The 20,844-nt window shown below is 63.6% G+C and carries 16 protein-coding genes and 2 pseudogenes; 9 read left to right on the top strand and 9 right to left on the bottom strand.

What is annotated here, in order from left to right; all coding sequences use genetic code 11:
* Positions 1-15 precede the first annotated feature (15 nt).
* From ACQCST_RS06015 to ACQCST_RS05985, 7 genes are all read left to right on the top strand, one after another.
* Positions 16-2,523, top strand: a complete 2,508-nt coding sequence (locus ACQCST_RS06015) for a GcvT family protein (RefSeq protein ID WP_426998396.1) — start codon at positions 16-18, stop codon at positions 2,521-2,523.
* Positions 2,524-2,584: 61 nt separating this feature from the next.
* Positions 2,585-4,333, top strand: a complete 1,749-nt coding sequence (gene betA, locus ACQCST_RS06010) for a choline dehydrogenase (protein ID WP_426998395.1) — start codon at positions 2,585-2,587, stop codon at positions 4,331-4,333.
* Complete coding sequence (locus ACQCST_RS06005; protein WP_426998394.1) at positions 4,330-5,859, top strand: aldehyde dehydrogenase family protein; 1,530 nt, start codon at positions 4,330-4,332, stop codon at positions 5,857-5,859. The genes betA and ACQCST_RS06005 overlap by 4 nt, the downstream gene beginning before the upstream one ends.
* The gene (locus tag ACQCST_RS06000; RefSeq protein WP_426998393.1) at positions 5,856-6,893 is read left to right on the top strand and encodes a quaternary amine ABC transporter ATP-binding protein; all 1,038 of its coding nucleotides are present in this window, start codon (positions 5,856-5,858) and stop codon (positions 6,891-6,893) included. The genes ACQCST_RS06005 and ACQCST_RS06000 overlap by 4 nt, the downstream gene beginning before the upstream one ends.
* A complete protein-coding gene (locus ACQCST_RS05995; RefSeq protein ID WP_426998392.1) occupies positions 6,893-8,926 on the top strand; it encodes an ABC transporter permease in 2,034 nt (677 codons plus the stop codon). The genes ACQCST_RS06000 and ACQCST_RS05995 overlap by 1 nt, the downstream gene beginning before the upstream one ends.
* A gap of 64 nt (positions 8,927-8,990) precedes the next feature.
* Complete coding sequence (locus tag ACQCST_RS05990) at positions 8,991-9,965, top strand: ABC transporter substrate-binding protein (RefSeq protein ID WP_426998391.1); 975 nt, start codon at positions 8,991-8,993, stop codon at positions 9,963-9,965.
* A gap of 266 nt (positions 9,966-10,231) precedes the next feature.
* Positions 10,232-10,684 (top strand): hypothetical protein, encoded by a 453-nt coding sequence (locus ACQCST_RS05985; RefSeq protein WP_426998390.1) that lies wholly within the window; start codon positions 10,232-10,234, stop codon positions 10,682-10,684.
* Positions 10,685-11,104: 420 nt separating this feature from the next.
* Here the strand turns inward: ACQCST_RS05985 and ACQCST_RS05980 are convergent.
* The 6 genes and pseudogenes from ACQCST_RS05980 to hxlB form a co-directional block, all read right to left on the bottom strand.
* Positions 11,105-11,469 (bottom strand): annotated as a pseudogene (locus ACQCST_RS05980) (ABC transporter permease); the annotation flags it as partial.
* Positions 11,467-11,691, bottom strand: a pseudogene (locus ACQCST_RS05975) (ATP-binding cassette domain-containing protein); the annotation flags it as partial. The pseudogenes ACQCST_RS05980 and ACQCST_RS05975, both read right to left, overlap by 3 nt.
* Before the next feature lie 56 nt (positions 11,692-11,747).
* Positions 11,748-12,722: a glucose-6-phosphate dehydrogenase assembly protein OpcA gene (locus ACQCST_RS05970; RefSeq protein WP_426998389.1), complete on the bottom strand. Its 975-nt coding sequence runs from the start codon at positions 12,720-12,722 to the stop codon at positions 11,748-11,750.
* Complete coding sequence (zwf, locus tag ACQCST_RS05965; RefSeq protein WP_426998388.1) at positions 12,719-14,260, bottom strand: glucose-6-phosphate dehydrogenase; 1,542 nt, start codon at positions 14,258-14,260, stop codon at positions 12,719-12,721. Before zwf ends, ACQCST_RS05970 begins: the two co-directional genes overlap by 4 nt.
* 86 nt (positions 14,261-14,346) lie before the next feature.
* Positions 14,347-14,970: a 3-hexulose-6-phosphate synthase gene (hxlA, locus tag ACQCST_RS05960; RefSeq protein WP_426998387.1), complete on the bottom strand. Its 624-nt coding sequence runs from the start codon at positions 14,968-14,970 to the stop codon at positions 14,347-14,349.
* Positions 14,971-15,011: 41 nt separating this feature from the next.
* Positions 15,012-15,593, bottom strand: a complete 582-nt coding sequence (gene hxlB, locus ACQCST_RS05955) for a 6-phospho-3-hexuloisomerase (protein WP_426998386.1) — start codon at positions 15,591-15,593, stop codon at positions 15,012-15,014.
* 140 nt (positions 15,594-15,733) lie between these two features.
* Between hxlB and ACQCST_RS05950 the strand changes: the two genes are divergently transcribed.
* Positions 15,734-17,047: a LuxR C-terminal-related transcriptional regulator gene (locus ACQCST_RS05950; protein ID WP_426998385.1), complete on the top strand. Its 1,314-nt coding sequence runs from the start codon at positions 15,734-15,736 to the stop codon at positions 17,045-17,047.
* Positions 17,048-17,066: 19 nt separating this feature from the next.
* On the opposite strand, the gene ACQCST_RS05945 is transcribed toward ACQCST_RS05950, so the two are convergent.
* Both ACQCST_RS05945 and ACQCST_RS05940 read right to left on the bottom strand, forming a co-directional pair.
* Positions 17,067-18,200, bottom strand: coding sequence for an LOG family protein (locus ACQCST_RS05945; RefSeq protein ID WP_426998384.1), 1,134 nt, complete (start codon positions 18,198-18,200; stop codon positions 17,067-17,069).
* A 9-nt stretch (positions 18,201-18,209) separates the two neighbouring features.
* Positions 18,210-18,770, bottom strand: a complete 561-nt coding sequence (locus tag ACQCST_RS05940) for a polyketide cyclase / dehydrase and lipid transport (protein ID WP_426998383.1) — start codon at positions 18,768-18,770, stop codon at positions 18,210-18,212.
* A gap of 40 nt (positions 18,771-18,810) precedes the next feature.
* Between ACQCST_RS05940 and ACQCST_RS05935 the strand changes: the two genes are divergently transcribed.
* Positions 18,811-19,758, top strand: a complete 948-nt coding sequence (locus tag ACQCST_RS05935) for a gamma-glutamyl-gamma-aminobutyrate hydrolase family protein (protein WP_426998382.1) — start codon at positions 18,811-18,813, stop codon at positions 19,756-19,758.
* On the opposite strand, the gene ACQCST_RS05930 is transcribed toward ACQCST_RS05935, so the two are convergent.
* Positions 19,720-20,742, bottom strand: coding sequence for a Gfo/Idh/MocA family oxidoreductase (locus ACQCST_RS05930; protein ID WP_426998381.1), 1,023 nt, complete (start codon positions 20,740-20,742; stop codon positions 19,720-19,722). The two genes, ACQCST_RS05935 and ACQCST_RS05930, sit on opposite strands and share 39 nt — an antisense overlap.
* Between the last annotated feature and the right edge of the window lie 102 nt (positions 20,743-20,844).

The following is a 20,844-nucleotide window of genomic DNA, read 5'->3' as shown; positions in this document are numbered from 1 at the left end:
TACAGGAGCTCCCGCATGACCACAACTCCCCGTGTCGTTATCATCGGCGCCGGCATCGTCGGCGCAAATCTGGCCGATGAACTGTCCACCCGCGGATGGACCAACATCACCGTCGTCGAACAGGGACCGCTGGATCTGGCCGGCGGCTCGACGTCCCACGCGCCCGGCCTGGTGTTCCAGACGAATCCGTCCAAGACCATGACCGAGTTCGCCGCCTACACCGTGGACAAGCTCCTCGCCCTGAGCGAGGACGGGGTCTCCTGTTTCAGCCAGGTGGGCGGGCTGGAGCTGGCCACCACGCAGGAACGCCTGCAGGATCTCAAGCGCAAGCTGGGATACGCCACATCGTGGGGCATCGAGGGGCGGCTGATCGATCCGGACGAATGCTCAAAGCACTACCCGCTGCTGAACCAGGACATGGTGCTTGGCGGCCTCTACGTGCCTTCGGACGGCCTGGCCTCCGCGGCCCGTGCAGTCCGGCTGCTGATGCGCAAGGCAACGGCGGCCGGCGTGACCTTCCGGGGCTCGACGCCGGTGACCGGCATCGAACAATCCGGCGGCCGGGTCACCGGCGTCCAGACGCCCGACGGCGTGATCCCGGCGGACGTCGTGGTCTCCTGCGCCGGTTTCTGGGGTCCGAAGATCGGCGCCATGGTGGGCATGGCCGTGCCGCTGCTGCCGCTGGCACACCAGTACGTGAAGACGTCGGCGGTGCCTGAACTGCTCGGCAAGAATGACCTGGCCAGCCCTCTCGATCCGGCGAACGGTGCCCGGATGCCGATCCTGCGGCATCAGGACAAGGACCTCTACTTCCGTGAGCACGGGGACCGGATCGGCATCGGATCCTATGCCCACCGCCCCATGCCGGTGGATCTCCGTGAGCTGCCGGAGGTCGCGGCCGCGCAGATGTCCGAACACCGGATGCCATCCCGGCTTGACTTCACCGAGGCGGATTTCCTGCCCTGCTGGGAGGACAGCAAGGAACTGCTGCCGGCCCTGAACGGCGCACGGGTTGCGGACGGCTTCAACGGCATCTTCTCCTTCACCCCCGACGGCGGCCCGCTGGTGGGCCAGTCTCCGGACGTTGAGGGTTTCTACGTGGCCGAAGCTGTCTGGGTTACCCATTCGGCCGGCGTCGCCCGGGCAGTGGCCGAGCTGCTGATCGAGGGTCAGTCCCGTATTCCGCTGCACGAATGCGAAGTCTCCCGCTTCGAGGCAGTGCAGACGGCCGAAAGCTATGTCAGCGAAACCTCGCAGCAGAATTTTGTGGAAATCTATGATGTGCTGCACCCGTTGCAGCCGCGCCGGTTCCCGCGCGAGCTGCGGGTCAGCCCCTTCAACTGCAGGCAGAAGGAACTGGGTGCCTCCTTCCTGGAGGCCGGCGGCTGGGAGCGCCCGCACTGGTTTGAGGCCAACCGCCCCCTGCTGGCCGAGCTGCCCGCCGAATGGCAGGCGCCGGAACGCGAGCCTTGGGCCGGCATGTTCCACTCCCCCATTTCCGCCGCCGAGGCGTGGAAGACCCGCACCGCCGTCGCGCTTTATGACATGACCGCGCTTAAACGGCTGGAAGTTTCCGGACCGGGAGCGCTGGCGCTCCTGCAGCGCCTGAGCGCCGGCCAGATCGACAAGAAGCCCGGCGCTGTCACCTACTGCCTGCTCCTCAACGACGACGGCGGCGTCCGCAGCGACATCACGATTGCCCGGCTGGATGAGACCACGTTCCAGGTGGGCGCCAACGGCAACATCGACTTCGACTACTTCACCACCGAGGCCCGGAGACAGACCGCCGCAGACGTCAACCAGTGGGTGCAGATCCGGGACATTACGGGTTCCACCTGCTGCATCGGGCTGTGGGGGCCGCTGGCCCGCGAGGTCATCGCCAAGGTCAGCACCGATGATTTCAGCAATGACGGGCTGCGCTATTTCCGCACCAAACCGGTTCACATTGGCGGCATCCCCGTGACGGCCATGCGGCTGTCCTATGTTGGCGAACTGGGCTGGGAACTTTACACCACCGCTGAGAACGGGCTGAAGCTCTGGGACGTTCTCTTTGCGGCCGGGCAAGAACAGGGCATCATCGCGGCCGGCCGCGGAGCCTTCAACAGCCTGCGCCTGGAAAAGGGCTACCGGCTGTGGGGCACCGACGTTACGCCCGAACATGAGCCGTACCAGGCAGGCCTGGGCTTCTCGATCGGCAAGAACAAAGAGTCGTTTGTGGGCTCCGAGGCTCTCGCCGTGCGACGCGAGCAGCCAGCGGCCCGGCAGCTGCGCTGCCTGACGGTCGACGACGGCACCTCGGTGGTGCTGGGCAAGGAACCCGTGTACTTCAACGGGGAACCTGCCGGCTACGTCACGAGCGCCGCGTACGGTTACACCGTCCGCCGCCCGATCGCCTACGCGTGGCTGCCCGCCGACGCCGCGGTGGGTAACGCCGTCGAAATCGAGTATTTCGGAACCCGCATCGCGGCCACCGTGGCCGCGGAACCCCTGGTGGATCCGGGGATGGAACGCCTCCGCGGCTGACCACCATCCGTGTGAATCACACTGTGACATTTCAAGACCACGTCCAAGGAGACCTTGAACCATGACGAACGAAAGCTACGACTACGTGATTGTAGGTGGGGGCAGCGCCGGATCGGTCCTGGCCGACCGCCTGAGTGCCGACGGCACCCACACCGTGCTGGTCCTTGAAGCGGGCCGCAGCGACTACCCCTGGGATCTGTTCATTCAGATGCCGGCGGCCCTCACTTTCCCCAGCGGCAACAGGTTCTACGACTGGCAGTACCGCTCAGATCCGGAACCCCACATGGAGGGCCGGAGGATCGCCCATGCCCGTGGCAAGGTGCTCGGCGGGTCCAGTTCCATCAATGGAATGATCTTCCAGCGGGGCAACCCCCTGGATTATGAGCGCTGGGGAGCGGACGCAGGCATGGAAACATGGGACTTCGCCCATTGCCTCCCGTATTTCAACCGCATGGAAAACGCCCTGGCCGCCGATCCTGCCGATGAGCTGCGCGGACATGACGGCCCGTTGGTGCTGGAGCGCGGACCGGCGCGCAATCCCCTGTTCCAGGCGTTTTTCCGGGCAGCCACAGAGGCCGGGTACGCCCGGACCGACGACGTCAACGGATACCGGCAGGAGGGCTTTGGCCCCTTTGACCGCAATGTCCACAAGGGGCAGCGTCTCTCGGCTTCACGCGCCTACCTCAGGCCGCACCGGGACCGCAGCAACCTCACTGTCCGCACCCGCGCGCATGTCACTCGAATCAACTTCCACGGTACCGTGGCCACGGGGGTCAGCTACCGCAGAAACGGCCGGCTCCGGACCGTGGACGCCAAAGAGGTGGTTCTCTGCGGCGGCGCCATCAACACCCCACAGCTTCTGCAGCTGTCAGGCGTGGGCAACCCGTCGCACCTGAAATCCCTGGGCATCCAGCCTGTTGTTGATCTGCCCGGCGTCGGTGAAAACCTCCAGGATCATCTGGAGGTCTATGTGCAGCACGCCTGCACGCAGCCGGTCTCCATGCAGCCGAACCTGAGCCTCTGGCGCTATCCCCTGATCGGGTTGCAGTGGCTGCTGGGCCGCACCGGCCCTGCGGCTACCAACCATTTTGAAGGAGGAGGGTTTGTCCGCTCCAATGAGGACGTTGAGTACCCGAATCTGATGTTCCACTTCCTTCCCGTGGCAGTCCGGTATGACGGGCAAAAGGCCGCGGCAAAGCACGGCTACCAGGTCCATATCGGTCCCATGTATTCAGACGCCAGGGGAAGCATCAAAATCACCTCGACGGATCCGGCAGTGCACCCGTCGATGCTGTTCAACTACCTGTCCACTGACCAGGACAAGCGTGAGTGGGTCGAAGCGATCCGCATTACGCGCGACATCCTGGAGCAATCCGCCATGGCCCCGTTCAACGGCGGGGAACTTTCCCCGGGCCGCGCCGTCCAGACCGACGCCGAGATTCTGGAATGGGTGGCACGGGACGCCGAAACCGCCCTCCACCCATCCTGCACAGCGAAAATGGGGCCGACATCGGATCCGATGGCGGTGGTTGACCCGCTCACCATGAAGGTGCACGGCACCTCCGGGCTGCGGGTGGCCGACGCCTCGGCCATGCCATATGTGACCAACGGCAACATCTATGCCCCGGTCATGATGCTTGCAGAGAAGGCAGCAGACCTGATTCTGGGCCAGGACCCGCTCGCTCCTGTGGCTGCGGATTTCTATCGGCACGGCACAAGCCAGCTGACCGGGGCCATGAATCAGGAAACCGTCATGCATCAGGAAACGCTGCAGGCGCAATCAACACCACGGAACCGGAGAGAATCATGAACAGCGTGCAACTTGCCGAAAGCCGGGTCGGGCTGGTCCGCGGCGCTTACGTGGACGGCGGGTGGGCGCAGTCGGTGGGCGGAAACATCCGGGTCATCACGTGCCCGGCGGACGGGACTCACGTAGCTGACATTGCCGAATGCATCGCAGCCGACGCCGAAGCAGCGGTCGACAGCGCACGCCGGGCATTCGATGACGGCGGCTGGCCGGCAAGCAGCGAAAAAGAGCGGGGACGGATTCTGCTGCGCACTGCCGACCTGCTGGAACGCGACAAAGCAGTCTATGCGAAGGCTGAGGCCCTGGATACGGGGAAGCGGTACATCGAAGCGGAATACGACATCGACGACGTCGTAGCCTGCTTCCGGTACTACGGCGGCGTTGCCGGAACGGATGCCGGACGGGTCATCGATACGGGGGTCCCCGGGGCAATCAGCCGGATCGTTCACGTCCCGGTCGGCGTCTGCGGCCTGATCACGCCGTGGAACTACCCGCTCCTTCAGGCCTCGTGGAAGGTTGCGCCGGCCCTGCTGGCGGGGAACACCTTTGTCCTCAAGCCCAGTGAGCTGACGCCGTCGACTTCCATCCTGCTGATGGACACGCTGCGCGAGGCAGGGGTTCCGGCCGGCGTCGCCAATCTTGCGACCGGTTCCGGCCCGGAAGTCGGTGCCGTCCTGAGCTCTGACCCACGGGTGGATCTGGTGTCCTTCACCGGAGGGCTGGCAACGGGCAAACGCATCATGGAAACCGCGGCCTCCACGGTGAAACGCGTTGCGCTCGAGCTCGGAGGCAAGAACCCGAACATTGTGTTTGCCGACTCCGACCGGGAAGCCGCCATTGACAACGCCCTGACAGCTGTCTTCCTGCATTCCGGCCAGGTCTGCTCGGCTGGTACGCGGCTCATCGTAGAAGAGTCGATTCATGATGAGTTTGTTACGGAGCTCGCCCGTCGCGCACAGAAAATCCGCCTCGGTGGCCCGTTTGATGACCGGGCGCAGACAGGTCCCCTGATTTCGTCCGCCCACCGCAGCAAGGTGCACGCTTACGTTCAGGCGGGTATTGCCGAAGGAGCACGGTTGCTGTGCGGCGGGTTCATTCCGGACGCCGCGCCTTTGGCCGAGGGCAGCTACTACCCTCCCACCATCCTCGACGGCTGCCACAGCGCGATGGGCGTGGTGCAGGAAGAGTCCTTCGGGCCGGTACTGACCGTGGAGACTTTCACTACGGAACAGGAGGCCATACGGCTGGCCAATGACACGATTTATGGCCTGGCAGGGGCTGTGTGGACAGGCGACGCGTCGCGTGCCCAGCGGGTGGCGCAGGCACTGCGCCACGGAACTGTGTGGATCAACGACTACCACCCCTATGTTCCGCAGGCGGAGTGGGGCGGCTTCGGCCAGTCCGGCAACGGCCGGGAACTGGGACTACAGGGCCTTGCGGAATACCGCGAGACCAAACATATCTGGCAGAACATCAACCCCGGGCCCAGCCACTGGTTCGAGCCTTCAGCGGCAGGAGAGCAGCCATGAACAAGCCCGAAATATCAGTGCGGAATCTCTGGAAGGTCTTTGGGCCCGGCGGTGAAAAGATACCGAATGATCCCGAACTTTCCGGTTTGAACTCGGCCGAGCTGCTGGAACGTACCGGCTGCGTGGCCGCGGTCAGGAATATGAATTTCGACGTCGCCAAGGGCGAAGTGTTCGTCGTTATGGGACTGTCCGGTTCCGGGAAGTCGACTCTGGTCCGGTGTCTGACCCGTCTGATTGAACCGACGTCGGGTCAGGTCCTGGTGGACGGCAAGGACGTCCTGCAGGCAGGCACCGCCGAACTGCGCGAGCTGCGCCGGCGCAAGATGTCCATGGTGTTTCAGCATTTCGGTCTCCTCCCGCACCGCACCGTTCTGGACAACGTTTCCTACGGCCTGCAGATCCGGGGGGCGGCCAAGAACGAGCGTTACGCCAGATCACGCGAAATCATCGACCTGGTGGGGCTCACGGGTTACGAACGGCATTTCCCTGACCAGCTTTCGGGCGGCATGCAGCAGCGCGTCGGCCTGGGCCGGGCCCTCGCCGGAGACCCGGACACCATCCTGTTTGACGAACCGTTCTCCGCCTTGGATCCGTTGATCCGCCGCGATATGCAGGCAGAAGTCATCCGGCTGCACAAGGAGATGGGGAAGACCATGATCTTTGTCACCCACGACCTGTCCGAGGCGCTCAAACTGGGCGACCGCATCCTGATCATGCGCAACGGCGAGACGGTCCAATGTGGCACGGGCGACGACCTGGTGGGCTCACCGGCAGACGACTACATTGCGGATTTCGTATCCGAAGTCCCGCGCGCCGATGTCCTGACACTGAAATGGATTACCGGACCGGTGGCGCCAGCAGCCCCCGCAGATGCTCCCGTCCTTTCTTCCACGATGATCATCCGCGACGCCATTCCGACAGTGATGCATTCCTCGTGTGCGGTGATGGTAGCGGACGACTCCGGAAGGATCCTGGGCCAGATCGACCGCGACAGCATCCTGTCAGTCCTCCGCAGCCGGGAAGTTGCGGCCTGATGTCCACCATCGTTCGCGACAGATCCGTGCTACGGACAGAAACCGTCACCGCTCCGGAGCCCCGCCGCCGACTGAGCCGGCGCACCTGGCTGCTGTTGGGCGCGGCCGTTCTCTGGCTGCTGGGCTTTCTGTTCCTCCGCGGCACCGGCACGTTGGCGCTGCCAGCCTCTGAGCTGACGGAACTCCACCGCAGCCTCAATCAGTTCAACGCCTGGGTCGCAGCAAACCGCAGCGACAACCCCGTCTTCCTCTACGTGCTCACGCCCCTCCGGGCGGCCGTCGATGCCGTGGCCAACTTCTTTGTCATCATTTTTGCCGCCAGCCCCACGGGTCTTCGGCTGCCGGAAGTAGGTTGGCTGGGAACCGTTGCGCTGCTGAGCTGGGTCGCCTTCGCCGTCGGCAATGTCCGCGTGGCCCTGCTGACTGCGGCCGTGTTCATTTTCTTCGGACTGCAGGGCCTGTTCGTTGAAGCCGCGTACACTTTCGCCCTCGTCATCACGGCTGTCCTGTTGACGCTGATGATCGGCATTCCCCTGGGCGTGCTGGCCGGAATCAGCAAACGGGTCGCACGGGTGATCACTCCCGTCCTGGACTTCATGCAGACGCTGCCCACCTTTGTCTACCTGGCTCCGCTGGCGCTGATCTTCCTCATCGGCCCGGCGTCTGCCGTCATCGCCACCGTCATCTACGCGGCGCCTCCGGTGATCCGGCTGACGGCGCACGGCATCAGGAGCATCCCGGCGGACACCCGTGAGGCCTCGGACTCGATGGGAACTACCGGCTGGCAGCGGCTGTACACGCTGCAGCTGCCATTGGCCCGGCGCACCATAGTAATGGGTATCAACCAGAGCACCATGGCAGCGCTGTCCATGGTGACAATCGCAGCGCTGATCGCAGCGCCGGGACTGGGCCAGATAGTCATTCGCGCCCTGCAGTCACTGGACGTCGGCACGGCAGTGAACGCCGGGCTGTCCATAGTGCTGCTGGCCATTGTGCTGGACCGCGTCACCACGGCCGCCAGCCGTCGGGCAGAACCCGGGGCGCGCCAGCGAAGCAGGATGTCCCACAGGACCCGGCTGATAGTTCTTGCTGTCACGCTGGTTCTGACGGCCGTGCTGGTTCAATTTTCCCGGACGGTACTCTGGGCGGCGGCTTTTCCGAAAAACCTCAACATCGGCCCAGCCATTGTCGACGGAGTAACCTCTGCCAGCGAGTGGCTGCAGACCCATCTGTTCTTCTTCACCGTGTCATTCCGCGAGGCCGTCACTGTCGGAATTCTCAACCCTTTCCAATCGCTGCTCACCGAAACGCCGTTCTTCATCCTGGTTGCCGTCGTAGCGATCACTGCGTATGCGATCGGCAGCTGGAAACTGGCCGCACTGACCACTTCTTGCCTGGCTCTGATCATTTACCTGGGTTTGTGGAGCGACGCCATGGTCACCTTGGCGGGCACTTTGGTGGCCGCCGTCGTCGTGATTCTTCTGGGCGTTGTCTTCGGCGTGGCGATGGGCAGATCCAACAGGGTGGACCAGGCCATGCGGCCAATGCTTGATGCCGCCCAGACAATGCCTGCTTTTGTTTATTTGGTTCCCTTTCTCGGGCTGTTTGGAGCGACGCGCTTCACTGCCATCGTCGCGGGCATCATCTATGCAGCCCCTGTGGCTATTAAGATCACGGCCGACGGCATTGCCGGAATTTCCCCGACAGTGGTGGAGGCAGCCGTGTCCAGCGGTTCAACCCCGTGGCAGGTCATCACCAAGGTCCAGCTCCCCATGGCCCGGCAATCGCTTGCTCTGGCTGCCAACCAGGGCCTGATTTACGTCCTCGCCATGGTGGTAGTCGGAGCGCTGGTAGGCGCAGGGGGACTTGGCTACGACGTCGTCGCAGGATTTGTTCAAAGCTCACTCTTCGGCAAAGGCCTTGCGGCCGGCCTGGCCATCGTCTTTCTGGGTATCTTGCTGGACCGCATGACCCAGGCGGCCGCCGCCACGCCTGTCAGGAAACCGCCTGCCGGAATACCGGCGTCAACTTAATAGCCCTGACGGATCACCGTACCGGTCCGCAGGAACACCCGTCCCACAACAAGGAGATCGAACAATGTCAAAATCTGCACTGTTGCTCAAACGTACTATCCCCACGGCCGCAGCAGCCGTCGCCGCCACCCTGGTACTTGGCGGCTGCGGCGGCGCGTCGGTCAATCAGGTGGCAGCGGCAGGTTCCGCGGGCGCGGCGTGCGGGACCGTTAACGTGGCGCTGAACGCCTGGGTGGGCTATACCGCCAACGCTGCCGTGTACAGCTATGTGGCGCAGGACAAACTCGGCTGCACCGTGGTCCAGAAGGACCTGTCGGAACAGATCTCCTGGCAGGGTTTCGGGTCCGGCGAAGTGGACGTCATCATCGAAAACTGGGGCCACGACGACCTGGCGAAGCAGTACATTACGGACCAGGCGGTGGCCGTCGATGCCGGTCCCACCGGCAACGAAGGCCACATTGGCTGGTACGTGGCACCGTGGATGGCAGCAAAATACCCCGACATCACGGACGGCAAGAACCTGAACAAGTATGCGGAACTGCTGAAAACGTCCGAGTCCGGAGGCAAGGGACAGGTGCTCGACGGCGACCCGGCCTTCGTCACCAACGACGAGGCCCTGGTCAAGAATCTCGACCTCAACTACAAGGTGGTGTTCTCCGGTTCGGAAGCAGCACTGATCCAGTCGTTCCGTTCCGCTGAAAAGAACAAGACGCCGCTGCTGGGCTACTTCTACGAACCGCAGTGGTTCCTTTCCGAGGTTGCGCTGGCCAAGGTCAACCTTCCGAAGTGGAGCGAAGGCTGCGACTCGGACCCGGAGAAAGTTGCGTGCGACTACCCGGTGTACACGCTGAACAAAATCATTTCGAAGAAACTATCGGACAGCGGCTCACCGGCCGCGAAGCTGGCCAAGGCATTCAAGTGGACCAACGAAGACCAGAACTCCGTGGCTACGGACATTCAGGCCGGCATGAAGCCTGAAGCGGCAGCTAAAAAATGGGTGGACGCCCATCCCCAGGTGGTAGATTCCTGGCTTAAGTAGCCTCGCCTTCCCGAAGGGTTCCTCCGCGGCCATTGGGCAGGCTGCGGAGGAGCCCTTTTCTGCGGCAGCCCACTGGGCGACTGCGTCCTGCGACGGGTGTTAGACCCTGTTTGTGAAGACAAATCTAAACACCTCCTGACCACACCTTACGTTTATGGCTGGCCAGCTGGCTCCTCGAGTCGGGCGACGGCGCCGATGACCAACCTCTCCTCCTGGGGCGAGGTTGGTCGGCTTCAACGCACTGCTCCCTTAGATCCGCCAACATCGTGACGGCCGGCCTGGTCCTGGCTGTGACGGCCGCCCTGCTTGGGCCGGCCGGCCCCTCCACTGCCAGTGACACCAACCACGACATTGAAACCGGGCAGTCCGCCCGCCTCAATCTGGGGGCGACGGACCTTTCCGAAAAGCGGACTGTGAGCACCTTCGCACCGGGCGTCACGCTGACGAAGATCAGCCGCGGCGGTACCGACAGCTCACTCTTCTGGACGGACGAAGTCGCCATCCCCTCCGCCTCGACGGACCCGGATGCACCGGCCCCGGCCTTGTCCAGCCAGGCCGACGGCCAGCGTGTCGCCCACAAGCTCAAGGCCGCCGGCGTGGACTCCCGCGTCGAGCACGGCCTGATCCGCAACTGCGGTGCAAAGAGCGACCTCCCCACCGAACTCCCGCAGCAGGACGTCACCGGCACCAACCCGGACGAACTGGTCACCGTGGCGTGACCTGCCTGCCGTGTCCGGGCCGTGGCAGACCATGTCGCGGTGGCATCGCATCCTCGCCGCCGACGGCACCTGGAACCGGGTGCTTGAGGCGTTGACGGCGCAGGCCGACGAGGAGGGCCTGATCGACTGGTCGGTGTCGACTCCACCGTCGCGCGTGCGCGTCAGCAGGCCACGAACGCCACTCGCCACACAGGGGGCTGGATCGAACTCTGGACGACCTGCTGAGCAGGGAGAACAACGACTCGATGACGCTCGTGAGTGCCGAGCGACGGTCCGGCCTGAGAGGGCTGCTTGCTGCGCCCGCGTATTCTGCTGACACGGGCACGATCCGATCTGACGAGTCATGGTCACGCTGCTGAGGGCAATGCTCCCCTCCGTCTCACCGGGAGACCGGTGGAAGAGAGATTGTCCGATACGCCCTTAGGTGATCTTGCGCCGGTAGGCGGCCATGGCGAAGACGTAGGCGAGAACGAGGACGCCGAGGCACCATGCGAGAGCGATCCAAGTGTCGCTGCCGACCGATCGTTGTGCAAACAGATCCTGGATCGTGTTGACGATCGAAGCAGTGCCAGTGGGCTTGCCGATGTGCGGAATCCCATGACGAGGCCTACCAGCACGATGATCACGACCGAGAGCCCGTTGGCAACCGGCGAGGTCAGAACATGTGCCCACAGCACGGACGATCGTGCGATCGGCATGGAATGGAATCGCTCGAAGATGCCGCTCTTCATATCGGTGAACAACCGAACGGCGTTGTACGCGATACCCGACGCGATCGCGATCAGCCCTGTGGTCGGCTCATCGAGGAAGATCACCTTCGGCTGCCCGATCAGGCTCATGGCGATGTCCAGGCGACGGCGCATGCCTCCTGAATACGTGGACACCTTTCGCGATGCCGCATCGGTAAGGCCGAATCGTTCGAGCAGGTCGTCTGCGACCAGGCGGGGGTTCTCCACCTGCCGCAGCTTGGCGATCATGACCAGGTTCTCCCGGCCGGAGAGGATCTCACCGCGACACGCTCCAACTGTCCCAACCACCACCGTCAAACTTTGCGAGACACGCCCTAGCCGGTGGGGACCAGGTTGAAGGTGCTCTCCAGCAACAAAACATCCCCTTCAACGGACCCGGTATTCATCAACAGCCCACTGCAGACCACCTCGCCAAACACATGGTCGGGCTGCAGCAGCCGGAGCTCTTCTGCCAGACAATCCGCCAGGCTACGAACAGGGATCACCAGCTGCTGGTCGGCGTAGCCGTCCCGCCGGAGCGTGGTCTTGCCGTCGCTCCGGCGACGGAATTCGATGTCACCGTCTGCGGTTCGTATTTGTACGCTCCCCACCTGGGATCCGTACTGGCTGTTGATCAAGGTCACTGGAACGTGAAACGCCCACCGCAACCACGCTGCGAGCAGGATGCCGCCCGGAGCGCCTTCTCCTGTGTTGACGGTAACGTCCAGGATTGGCGTGCCGCTGAGTCCGTTGATGGCTGCAGCCAGCTGGTTCCGCCAGAATGTTATGCGTGTCCACGCGAAATCGGAGTCGCCGGCGGTGTAGCCGTTTCTGAGCTGCTCCAGGGCAGTTCCTGGGCTGGCAAGGGCGGCACAGTCCGAAATGCGCCGCTGGGCAATCCTGCCGATTGGAGTGGTGGCCATGGGCGGTTCACAACCCTGGGGCCACCATGCGACGATCGGTGAATCGGGAAGCAAAAAGGGCACAACCAGTGACTCCGCCTGATGTGCCAGTTCCCCGGCAGCCCGGAGCACGATAATTTCTGAGGCTCCGCATTCTCCCCCTGGTGTTATGTGGGCATCCAGGTTGTCAGGTGCGGCGGCTGGCCCTGCTACGAAGGCAATAATTCGGCACGGATATTTCCACCCGGCCACGCTGGCTGCCGCAATGGCTTCCTGTTCGAGGCCGTCCCGAGTCAAGACGATGAGGGTTAGCGCCCTGCTCAGGGCGCCCACGCCGTTGTGGGCGCGGTGCCGGCGGATCGTCTTGGCGATCTGTTCTGTTGTGGTTGTACGGAGCTCGACGATCACGGCCTTCTCCACGTCCTTCCGTCACGTTCAAGTAGTTCCTCCGCCGACCGGGGACCCCAACTGCCCGGGGCGTACGGTTCAGGTTTAGTCCCCTCCGCGGCCCAGAACGCTTCGAATGGATCGATGATTTTCCACGACAATTCAACTTCCTCGTGGTGGGGAAACAACGTGAGATCTCCGAGCAGGACGTCGAGGATTAGCCGTTCGTAGGCTTCGGGGCTGCTTTCCGTGAACGAGTGCCCGTACCCAAAATCCATGGTCACGTCGCGGACTTCCATTTGTGTACCAGGCACCTTGGACGCGAAGCGGATGGTCACACCCTCATCCGGCTGCACACGGATGACAACGACGTTTTGGCTGAACCCGTTTCCGGCATCAGTGAACAACAGCGTGGGCACCTTCTTGAAGACCACCGCGATTTCACTGACCCGCCGGCCCAGACGCTTGCCGGCGCGCAGGTAGAACGGGGCGCCGGCCCAACGCCGGTTGCTGATGTCCAGGCGCAGGGCAGCAAACGTCTCTGTCCGGGAGTCCGGATCGAATCCGGCCTCAGCGCTCAGCCCGTTGACCCTTTCGCCGCCCTGCCAGCCTCCGGTGTATTGCCCCCGGGCGCTGTGGAGGGACAGGTCGTGAGGAAGCCGGACGGCGGCCAGGACTTTCTCTTTCTCGGACCGGAGATCATCTGCGTTAAAGGAAATCGGCTCCTCCATGGCCGTCAATGCCATCAACTGCAGGAGGTGGTTCTGAATGACATCGCGAGCGGCTCCAACGCCGTCGTAGTATCCTGCACGGCCGCCGATTCCGATGTCCTCTGCCGTGGTGATCTGCACATGGTCGACGTAGTTGGCATTCCACAGCGGTTCGAACATCTGGTTGGCGAACCGCAGGGCAAGGATGTTCTGGACGGTCTCCTTCCCAAGATAGTGATCGATACGGAACACCGAGTCGGCAGGAAAAACTTCCTCGACGATGGCGTTCAGCTCCCGGGCCGAGTCCACATCATGCCCAAACGGCTTCTCAACCACCACCCTTCGCCAGGCATTCCGAGGAGCCTGCGCGAGTCCGTGAGCGGACAACTGCTGGCAGACCAAAGGGAACGTCATGGGCGGGATGGATAAATAGAAGGCGTGGTTGCCTTGGGTGCCATGGTGCGCGTCCAGGTCTTCAAGGACCGCTTTCAACCGGACGAACGCGTCGTCGTCGTCGAATTCGCCTGGCACGAACCGGATACCCGCCGCCAGCTGCAACCACACATCCTCATCAAAGGGTGAGCGTGAATAATCCTGGATTGACTCTCTTGCTTCCTTGGCGAATATTTCGTTCCCCGAGCTACCCCTGCCGAAACCGACCAGGGCGAAGTTCGGGGGAAGCAGGCCGCGGCTCATGAGGTCGTACACGGCCGGAATGAGTTTCTTTCGGGCAAGATCCCCGGTGGCACCAAAGATCACCAGCGCGGATGGTTCCGCGAGCCTGTTGAGCCGCCTGTCGCTCCGGACGGACGGTGCGTCCGGACCTCGGAGTACATCACTTTCGATCATCAGCGAACTTTCGGGCAGGTAATGACACGTGTGCTGGAGGACGTGGATACGGAGGAGAAGCTGCCCTCCCCTCCGTATCCGGAGCGCTACTTGATCGCGGCCCTGAGCGCCTTCGCTGCGGCGGCGGGATCTGCTGCGCCGTAGATTGCGCCTCCGGCGACTGCGACCTCGGCACCCGCCGCCTGCACCTTGTCGATGGTGTCGATGGTGACTCCCCCAGCGACGGAGAAGGGCACCCGGGCTTCTTCTCCGGCGGTCAGAAGGACACCCAGGTCATATCCCGGCTTGGCCTGTTCGTCCAGGCCTGCGTGGAATTCAACGAACTTGGCGCCGAGAGCCCTGACCTCTTTGGCCCTGGTCACCTTGTCCGGGACTCCAATCAGATCAACGACTATGCCCTTCTTGTGAGCGGTGGCGGCCTTGACTGCACCGGCGATGGTGGAATCGTCGGCCGAACCGAGGACGGTGACAAGATCGGCGCCGGCGCTGAAGGCAATCCCGGCCTCGAGCTCGCCGGCATCCATGGTCTTCATGTCGGCGAAGACGATCTTGTCGGGAAAGGCCGTTTTGATGGCTGTCACAGCCGACAAGCCCGCGTTCTTGATCAGCGGCGTCCCGAGCTCCAGAATGTCGACAAATGGCGCGACTTTGCCGGCCAGGGCGAGGGCATCCTCGGTGGTCAGAACGTCCATAGCTACCTGCAGTTTCATACTGTTCCTTCGTGTTGATGGTTGGGTCTGTGTGATTGGTTCTATTCGAGATTGGCGTGGCGGGGCCAGAGTTCATCCGCCGGGACGCCGTCGAGATCCCACACGGTGTGAAACACCGCTTCCGTGGCGATCAGCAAGGCCTGCTCGAAGAGGCTTCCCGAATACTGGCGCGAGAGTGTGCCGCGGTGATCTGTTTTTTGGGCCGCGGGGATGATGAAGACCCGGTCGGAGAGGCCGGCGAGGGCCGCGTCCGCCGTTGTGGTGTATGACGCTACCTTTGCCCCGACGCGTGCCGCCGTGGCCGCTGCGTGGACAACACTGGACGTGGTGCCTGATCCGGATGCTGCGATCAACAGATCTCCCGGGCCGATGGCGGGCGTAGTGGACTCGCCCACGACATGGACGGTCAGTCCAAGATGCATCAGGCGCATCGCCGCCATTTTCAGCACCAGGCCGCTGCGGCCGGCACCGACCACGAAGATGCGGTCCGCTTGCTGGATCAGGCGGACCAGCGGTGCGGCCTGTCCGATATCGAGACGGTCAATGATGTCGGCAATTTCGCTCGTGATGAGCGCGAGGTTTCCGGCCAGGTCCGTGTGCTCCAATACAGCTGGCTCCGTCATGGCCAACTCCTTCCGTCATGGTGTGTTCTCGTCAGAAACAAGCCTTGTCGATCGAAAGGGTGGTGGTAACCCCCAAACCTGACGGTCTCTCCTACCCGTTTGGGTAGTTTCGCCCTCACCCGTCCTTTAGACTTCCTGCCATGACCCCCACTAAGCCCAGCCCGCTGGACGCACCGCTTGATGAATTGCTGCGATATTCCGAACCATGGTTTGAGGCCGTGAGCGCATTGATGGCATCACCCCTGATGGACATGGCTGAGCGGCTCCATCGGGCCGCGCAACCCTACGTCGGACACAGCGCGTTAGTGATCTTCACCGAAGAATGCACCGGCCGGCCGCAGAAGAAAGCCGGCGATGAGTCAGTCATTGCCCGCGTAACCATCGGGGAGCTGGACAGCCTTCGTTCGATGCTGGTGTATCCGGAACCGTTTGAGGGCGAGGCGCTGATCGCCGGGGAATTGCGGACGGTGTTTGCCTCCTTGTCTGAAACCAACGCCATGCTGGTACTGACGGAGCCGGCATTCCCGTCGGCCTCGGTGGCCAGCCGTGAGGCAGGCGTTGGTCTGCTTGGGCAGCTGTGGCGCCTGACGGCCTTGCGGATCAGGGAGAAGGTGTCCGAGGCCCCGCCGGCCTATCTCGTTGAATCCAGGGCAGCTTCGGCCGAACGGGCCCGGATCACCGCAGAACTGACGGATCAGCATTCAACAACTTTGGAGACGCTGCTCGCCGCGCTGAGATCGGCAACGCTGGATGATGCAGCGGCACGCAGGGCCGTGACCGATCTGGCAGCCGCTGCACTCGTCCAGCTGCGGACGGCGAGCGACAGGACCATATCGATGATTGAGGAGCCGGTTGCCAGCGCATTCGAACGGCTGAAGGATGACCTCCGCCCACTGGTCCGGTTCAGCGGCATCGACGTCCAGTTTGTCGAACCCCCCGCCGGCGGCAGGGCCCTTCCTGGCGAGATAGCCCACGCGGCCCGTGCCGTGGTCAGAGGACTGACCCTCGCCATGGTTGAACAGCCGCGGATTGAAAGGGTTCGGGTGCAGTGGGACTGCGACGGCGAAAACCTTCTGATCAACGTCCGGGACGACGGTGCCGGCCAGCTGTCCGGCGGGGCAGCCGGTTTCCAGCGGGTAAACCAACGTGTTGCCGCCCTTGGCGGGAGAATGGCAGTCAGCGCCATGCCCGGATGGGGATCGGACGTCTCAGTGGTCATGCCGCTTGACCCTCCGTCCCGGCCCGTCACCGACGCGAATACCTGGCACTTGGCCCGGAGGGAGCTGGAGGTTCTTCAGCTACTGACCGAAGGCAAACGGAACAGGACCATATCCATCGGTCTGGGCATCACGGAAAACACGGTGAAATTCCACGTCAGGAACGTCTTCAGGAAAATGGGGGTCTCGTCCCGCGCCGAGGCCATCACCCTTGCACGCGACGCCGGCATCCGGTAACAGTCAAGGATCGCCGCAGCTAACCGGCGAGGATGTCCGCTGCTTCCTCTACGGTATCCACCAGGAAGATCCGGCCCGCCATGGCTTTACCTGTCGCCAGGCTTTTCAGCATGGGCCATGCTGGGTAGGTGTGTTCCCAGTGGGCCCGGCCCACCAGCACCATGGGCCTTATGGTTTCCGGCGTGCTGTAGTAATTTTCGCAGGCGTCCTGGAAGATTTCCTGAACCGTTCCTGCGGCTCCGGGCAGGAAAATGATGCCGCCGTTGCAGAGCTCCAGCAGAATGGCCTCGCGAACGGCGTTGGCGAAGTACTTGGCAATGTGCGTGGCAAAGTAGTTGGGCGGCTCATGACCGTAGAACCAGGTGGGGATCCCCAGGGACGGTGTTCCACCGGGATAACGCCCGACGACGGCGGCAGCGGCCCGCGCCCACGCGGACACCGAGGGGCGGAACCCCGGGACGGCCGCCAGTCCGGCCAGTGCTTGCCGGAAGTCGTCATCGCCGGCTGCACTGAGGTAGGCGCCCATGTTGGCGGCTTCCATGGCCCCCGGTCCGCCGCCAGTGGCCACCATCCGGCCGCTTTGGGCTAAGAGCCTGCCCAGAGTCGCTGCCTGCGCGAATTCCGCTGAGCCACGCTGCGCCGCATGACCCCCCATTACACCCACCATGGTGCGTTCCGCACAGAGCGCGGACTGCGTCAATTCCTCAAGCGCATCGCCGATCGAGTGGTCGTGGAGGGCTGCGGCCAGAGTCGCATCGAGGCGGTGCCGCTGGCCGGGACGGATGCTCCACTGATACGTGCGGGCGTCGGGAAGGTCCTCATAGGACGCTCCGTCAATCCCGGCATAGAGCTCCTGCGGAGTGTAGAGCTGCCCGCGGTAGGGATCAAAGGGGATACCGTCCAGCCTGGGGAAAATGAGTGCGCCCCGGCCGCGGAGCGATTCCTCCACGCCGGGATCGAACGTGCACCCGAGGAAGATCGCCCCCTGCGCCTCCATGGCATCCAGCGCCCGGGTTCTGCCGCGCAGGTCCAACGACTGGGCGTGCCAGCCATGCATCGATTCCGCTCCGGCGCTGACCAGCCGGTCAAAGCTGGCCACGCTCTGCACTTCGAGGGTCCGCGGGCTGGGGTTCAGGCTGCCGGAGGGGTTCACGCCGACAACCTAACCAGCCACCGTGCCCGGGCCAGCCTCAGTGCCAGGGCCAACCACCGTGCCCGGGCCGGCCTCAGTGCCAGGGTCAGGGTCAGTGCCGGGACCAGCGCCTGTCCCGGTTCCGGTCAGGTGCCAATCCAGCTTGGCAAGCGTCTTTTCGATGCTTGCAGGGTGCCGGCGAAGGTACCCTGCAAGCCGCAGGAAGAACTTTCCCCGTACCTGCCGTGCGTCCCACTGCTCAGTGACCAGTGTTCCGGGAGTACCGGCGTCGTCCGTTGTTGCTACCAGCAGGTACCGCCACACGTGGCCGTAGAAATGATGCCAGCCGATCCGGCGCCCTTCCTCGAACTCGGACACGGTGTTGAGGATCTTGTAGTCCATTTTCATGTTCATTTCCATGCCGAACTTTGAGCCGAGCTGCAGCCGCTCCGGCCCCCGTGGCTGCGCCTCCTTGACGGTCTCGGAGCCATCGATCACGCTGTGCAGGGCCGGCGTGGCCAGCACCTCGAAAATCTCCTGAGGAGATGCGGCGATGAAGCGTTCGCGGGACACCAGGTATCGGTTATTCATCCGGCCAGCCTAGCCGTTCCAAGCTGGTGCAGAATTGAGCATGCAGATTTCTTCCTTCCCCGTTACCCGCAGGCCCCGGATCGGCATTCCCGTCCGGCTCAGCAGCAACGCTGATCCCGATCCCAGGGTGGGCGCGGCCAATGATCTGTTCGACTACATTGTGGAACTGGTCTGCGACGGCGGCGGCGAACCGGTGCTTCTCACCGCTGACAACGGTAGTGACAGCGGTGCCCACAGCGGCCGGCTGGCAGCAGAACTCAAGGCGCTCGACGGCGTCGTTCTTCCGGGCGGCGGGGACCTGGACCCGAGGCTCTACGGCGAGGAGCCAGGCGAAGCCTGCTACGACGTCAACGGCGCCCAGGACGAGCTGGATATTGCCGTGGCACGCCAGAGCATCGACGCCGGGCTGCCGCTGCTGGGGATCTGCCGCGGGCACCAGCTTCTCAACGTGATCTACGGCGGCACCTTGATCCAGGACATGGCACCAGGGACGGTGGTCCATAGCGAGACCGCAGCCGGTAACGGCACTGCGGGCTGGGCCTGGCACACCGTGGACATCGCTGCAGGATCCAAGGTGGCCGGACTTTACGGATCGGGCTCCCGCCCTGCCACCGTCAAGATCGCCTCCGGGCACCACCAGGCCGTTGCCGTCGTGGCCGCGGGCCTGGTGGTGACGGCCGTTGCAGAGGACGGCACGGCAGAGGCGCTGGAGGATCCGGACCGCTGGGTGGCTTCGGTCCAATGGCACCCGGAAGCGATCGAGCTGTCCGCGGAGGAACGGCTGGCGCCCTTCAGTGCTTTTGTTGAGGTCTGCCGTACACGGGCCGACTCCAGTCGGCCGGCACCCAACCAGCCGGCACCCAATCAGCCGGCACCCAATCAGCCGGCTGAGGCGACGATGCAGCCGGGGCCTGCAGTGCTGGGCCACCCGGATCCGGCTTCCAGCGGGCTAGCCAATCACCCGGACCGGGACTCCGGTTTCCAGTGACTGCTGGGCGGCGTCGGCCACCCGGGAAGCGGCCACTGCGTCGTCCGGGGTACAGGGGTTTTCACGCTGGCCCTGTATGAGTTCCACGAACGCAGCCATTTCGGAGCGGTAGGCCTGGTCGAAGCGTTCGGCGAACGTCTTGTGCGGTTCGCCGGACGGGAAGGTGATGCCTGCTTCGGCTGAGGCCAGGGCCGTCTTCTCATCCAGTCCCACCATGACTGATGTCCGGGATCCCTGGATCTCGAGCCGGACATCGTGGCCTGCCCCGTTGTAGCGGGTGGCCGACACCGTACCCACGGTGCCGTCGTCGAAGGTCACGAGCGCCAGTGCGGTGTCCACATCGCCCACCTCACCGATCGCCGGATCGCCGTTGTTGGAGCCCTTGGCGTATACCTCCACAATTTCGCGCCCGGTCAGCCATCGCAGAATATCGAAGTCGTGGACGGAGCAGTCCCGGAACAACCCACCGGACGTCGCCAGGAACTCCACCGGCGGGGGCGTCATGTCGCAGGTGACTGCCCGCAATGAATGGATCCAGCCCAGTTCGCCGGCTTCAAAGGACCGCTTGGCCTCAAGATACCCGGCATCAAAACGCCGTTGGTGGCCGATCTGCACCGTTCCACCGTTTTTCCTGATGTAGTCCAGTACGGGCACGGAGTCAGCCACATTCATGGCCACGGGTTTCTCACAGAAGACCGGAATTCCTGCATCGACACCCACCCGGATCAGATCCGGATGGGTGCCGGTACCTGTGGCTATGACCAGCCCGTCTATGCCGGAGCTGATCAATTCACCGACGGAGGGCAGGAACTCGGCACCGAGCCCGGCCGCCACGCCGCGCGCGTGCTCCGCCGCCACGTCGGTCAGTTTGAGCCGGACGTTGATCCCTTGTGCGTTGAGGGTGCCATTCAGTGCCGCGATGTTGTTGGCGTGCATCACGCCGATGCGTCCTACCCCGACCAAGCCGAGAGTTACGTCCTTCATGTTGCTCCTTAGTGCGTGCGAAGAGTGCGTGCGAAGAGGGCATCCGGACCGGCGGGACACCATGTTGGAGCGTTCCAACATTCACTTGCTAGAGTAGGTGAA

The sequence above is a fragment of the Pseudarthrobacter sp. N5 genome (genome assembly GCF_050157035.1).
Lineage (GTDB): Bacteria > Actinomycetota > Actinomycetes > Actinomycetales > Micrococcaceae > Arthrobacter.
The sequence above is the reverse complement of the archived record's forward strand: the minus strand, read 5'-3'. Positions and strand labels throughout refer to the sequence as shown.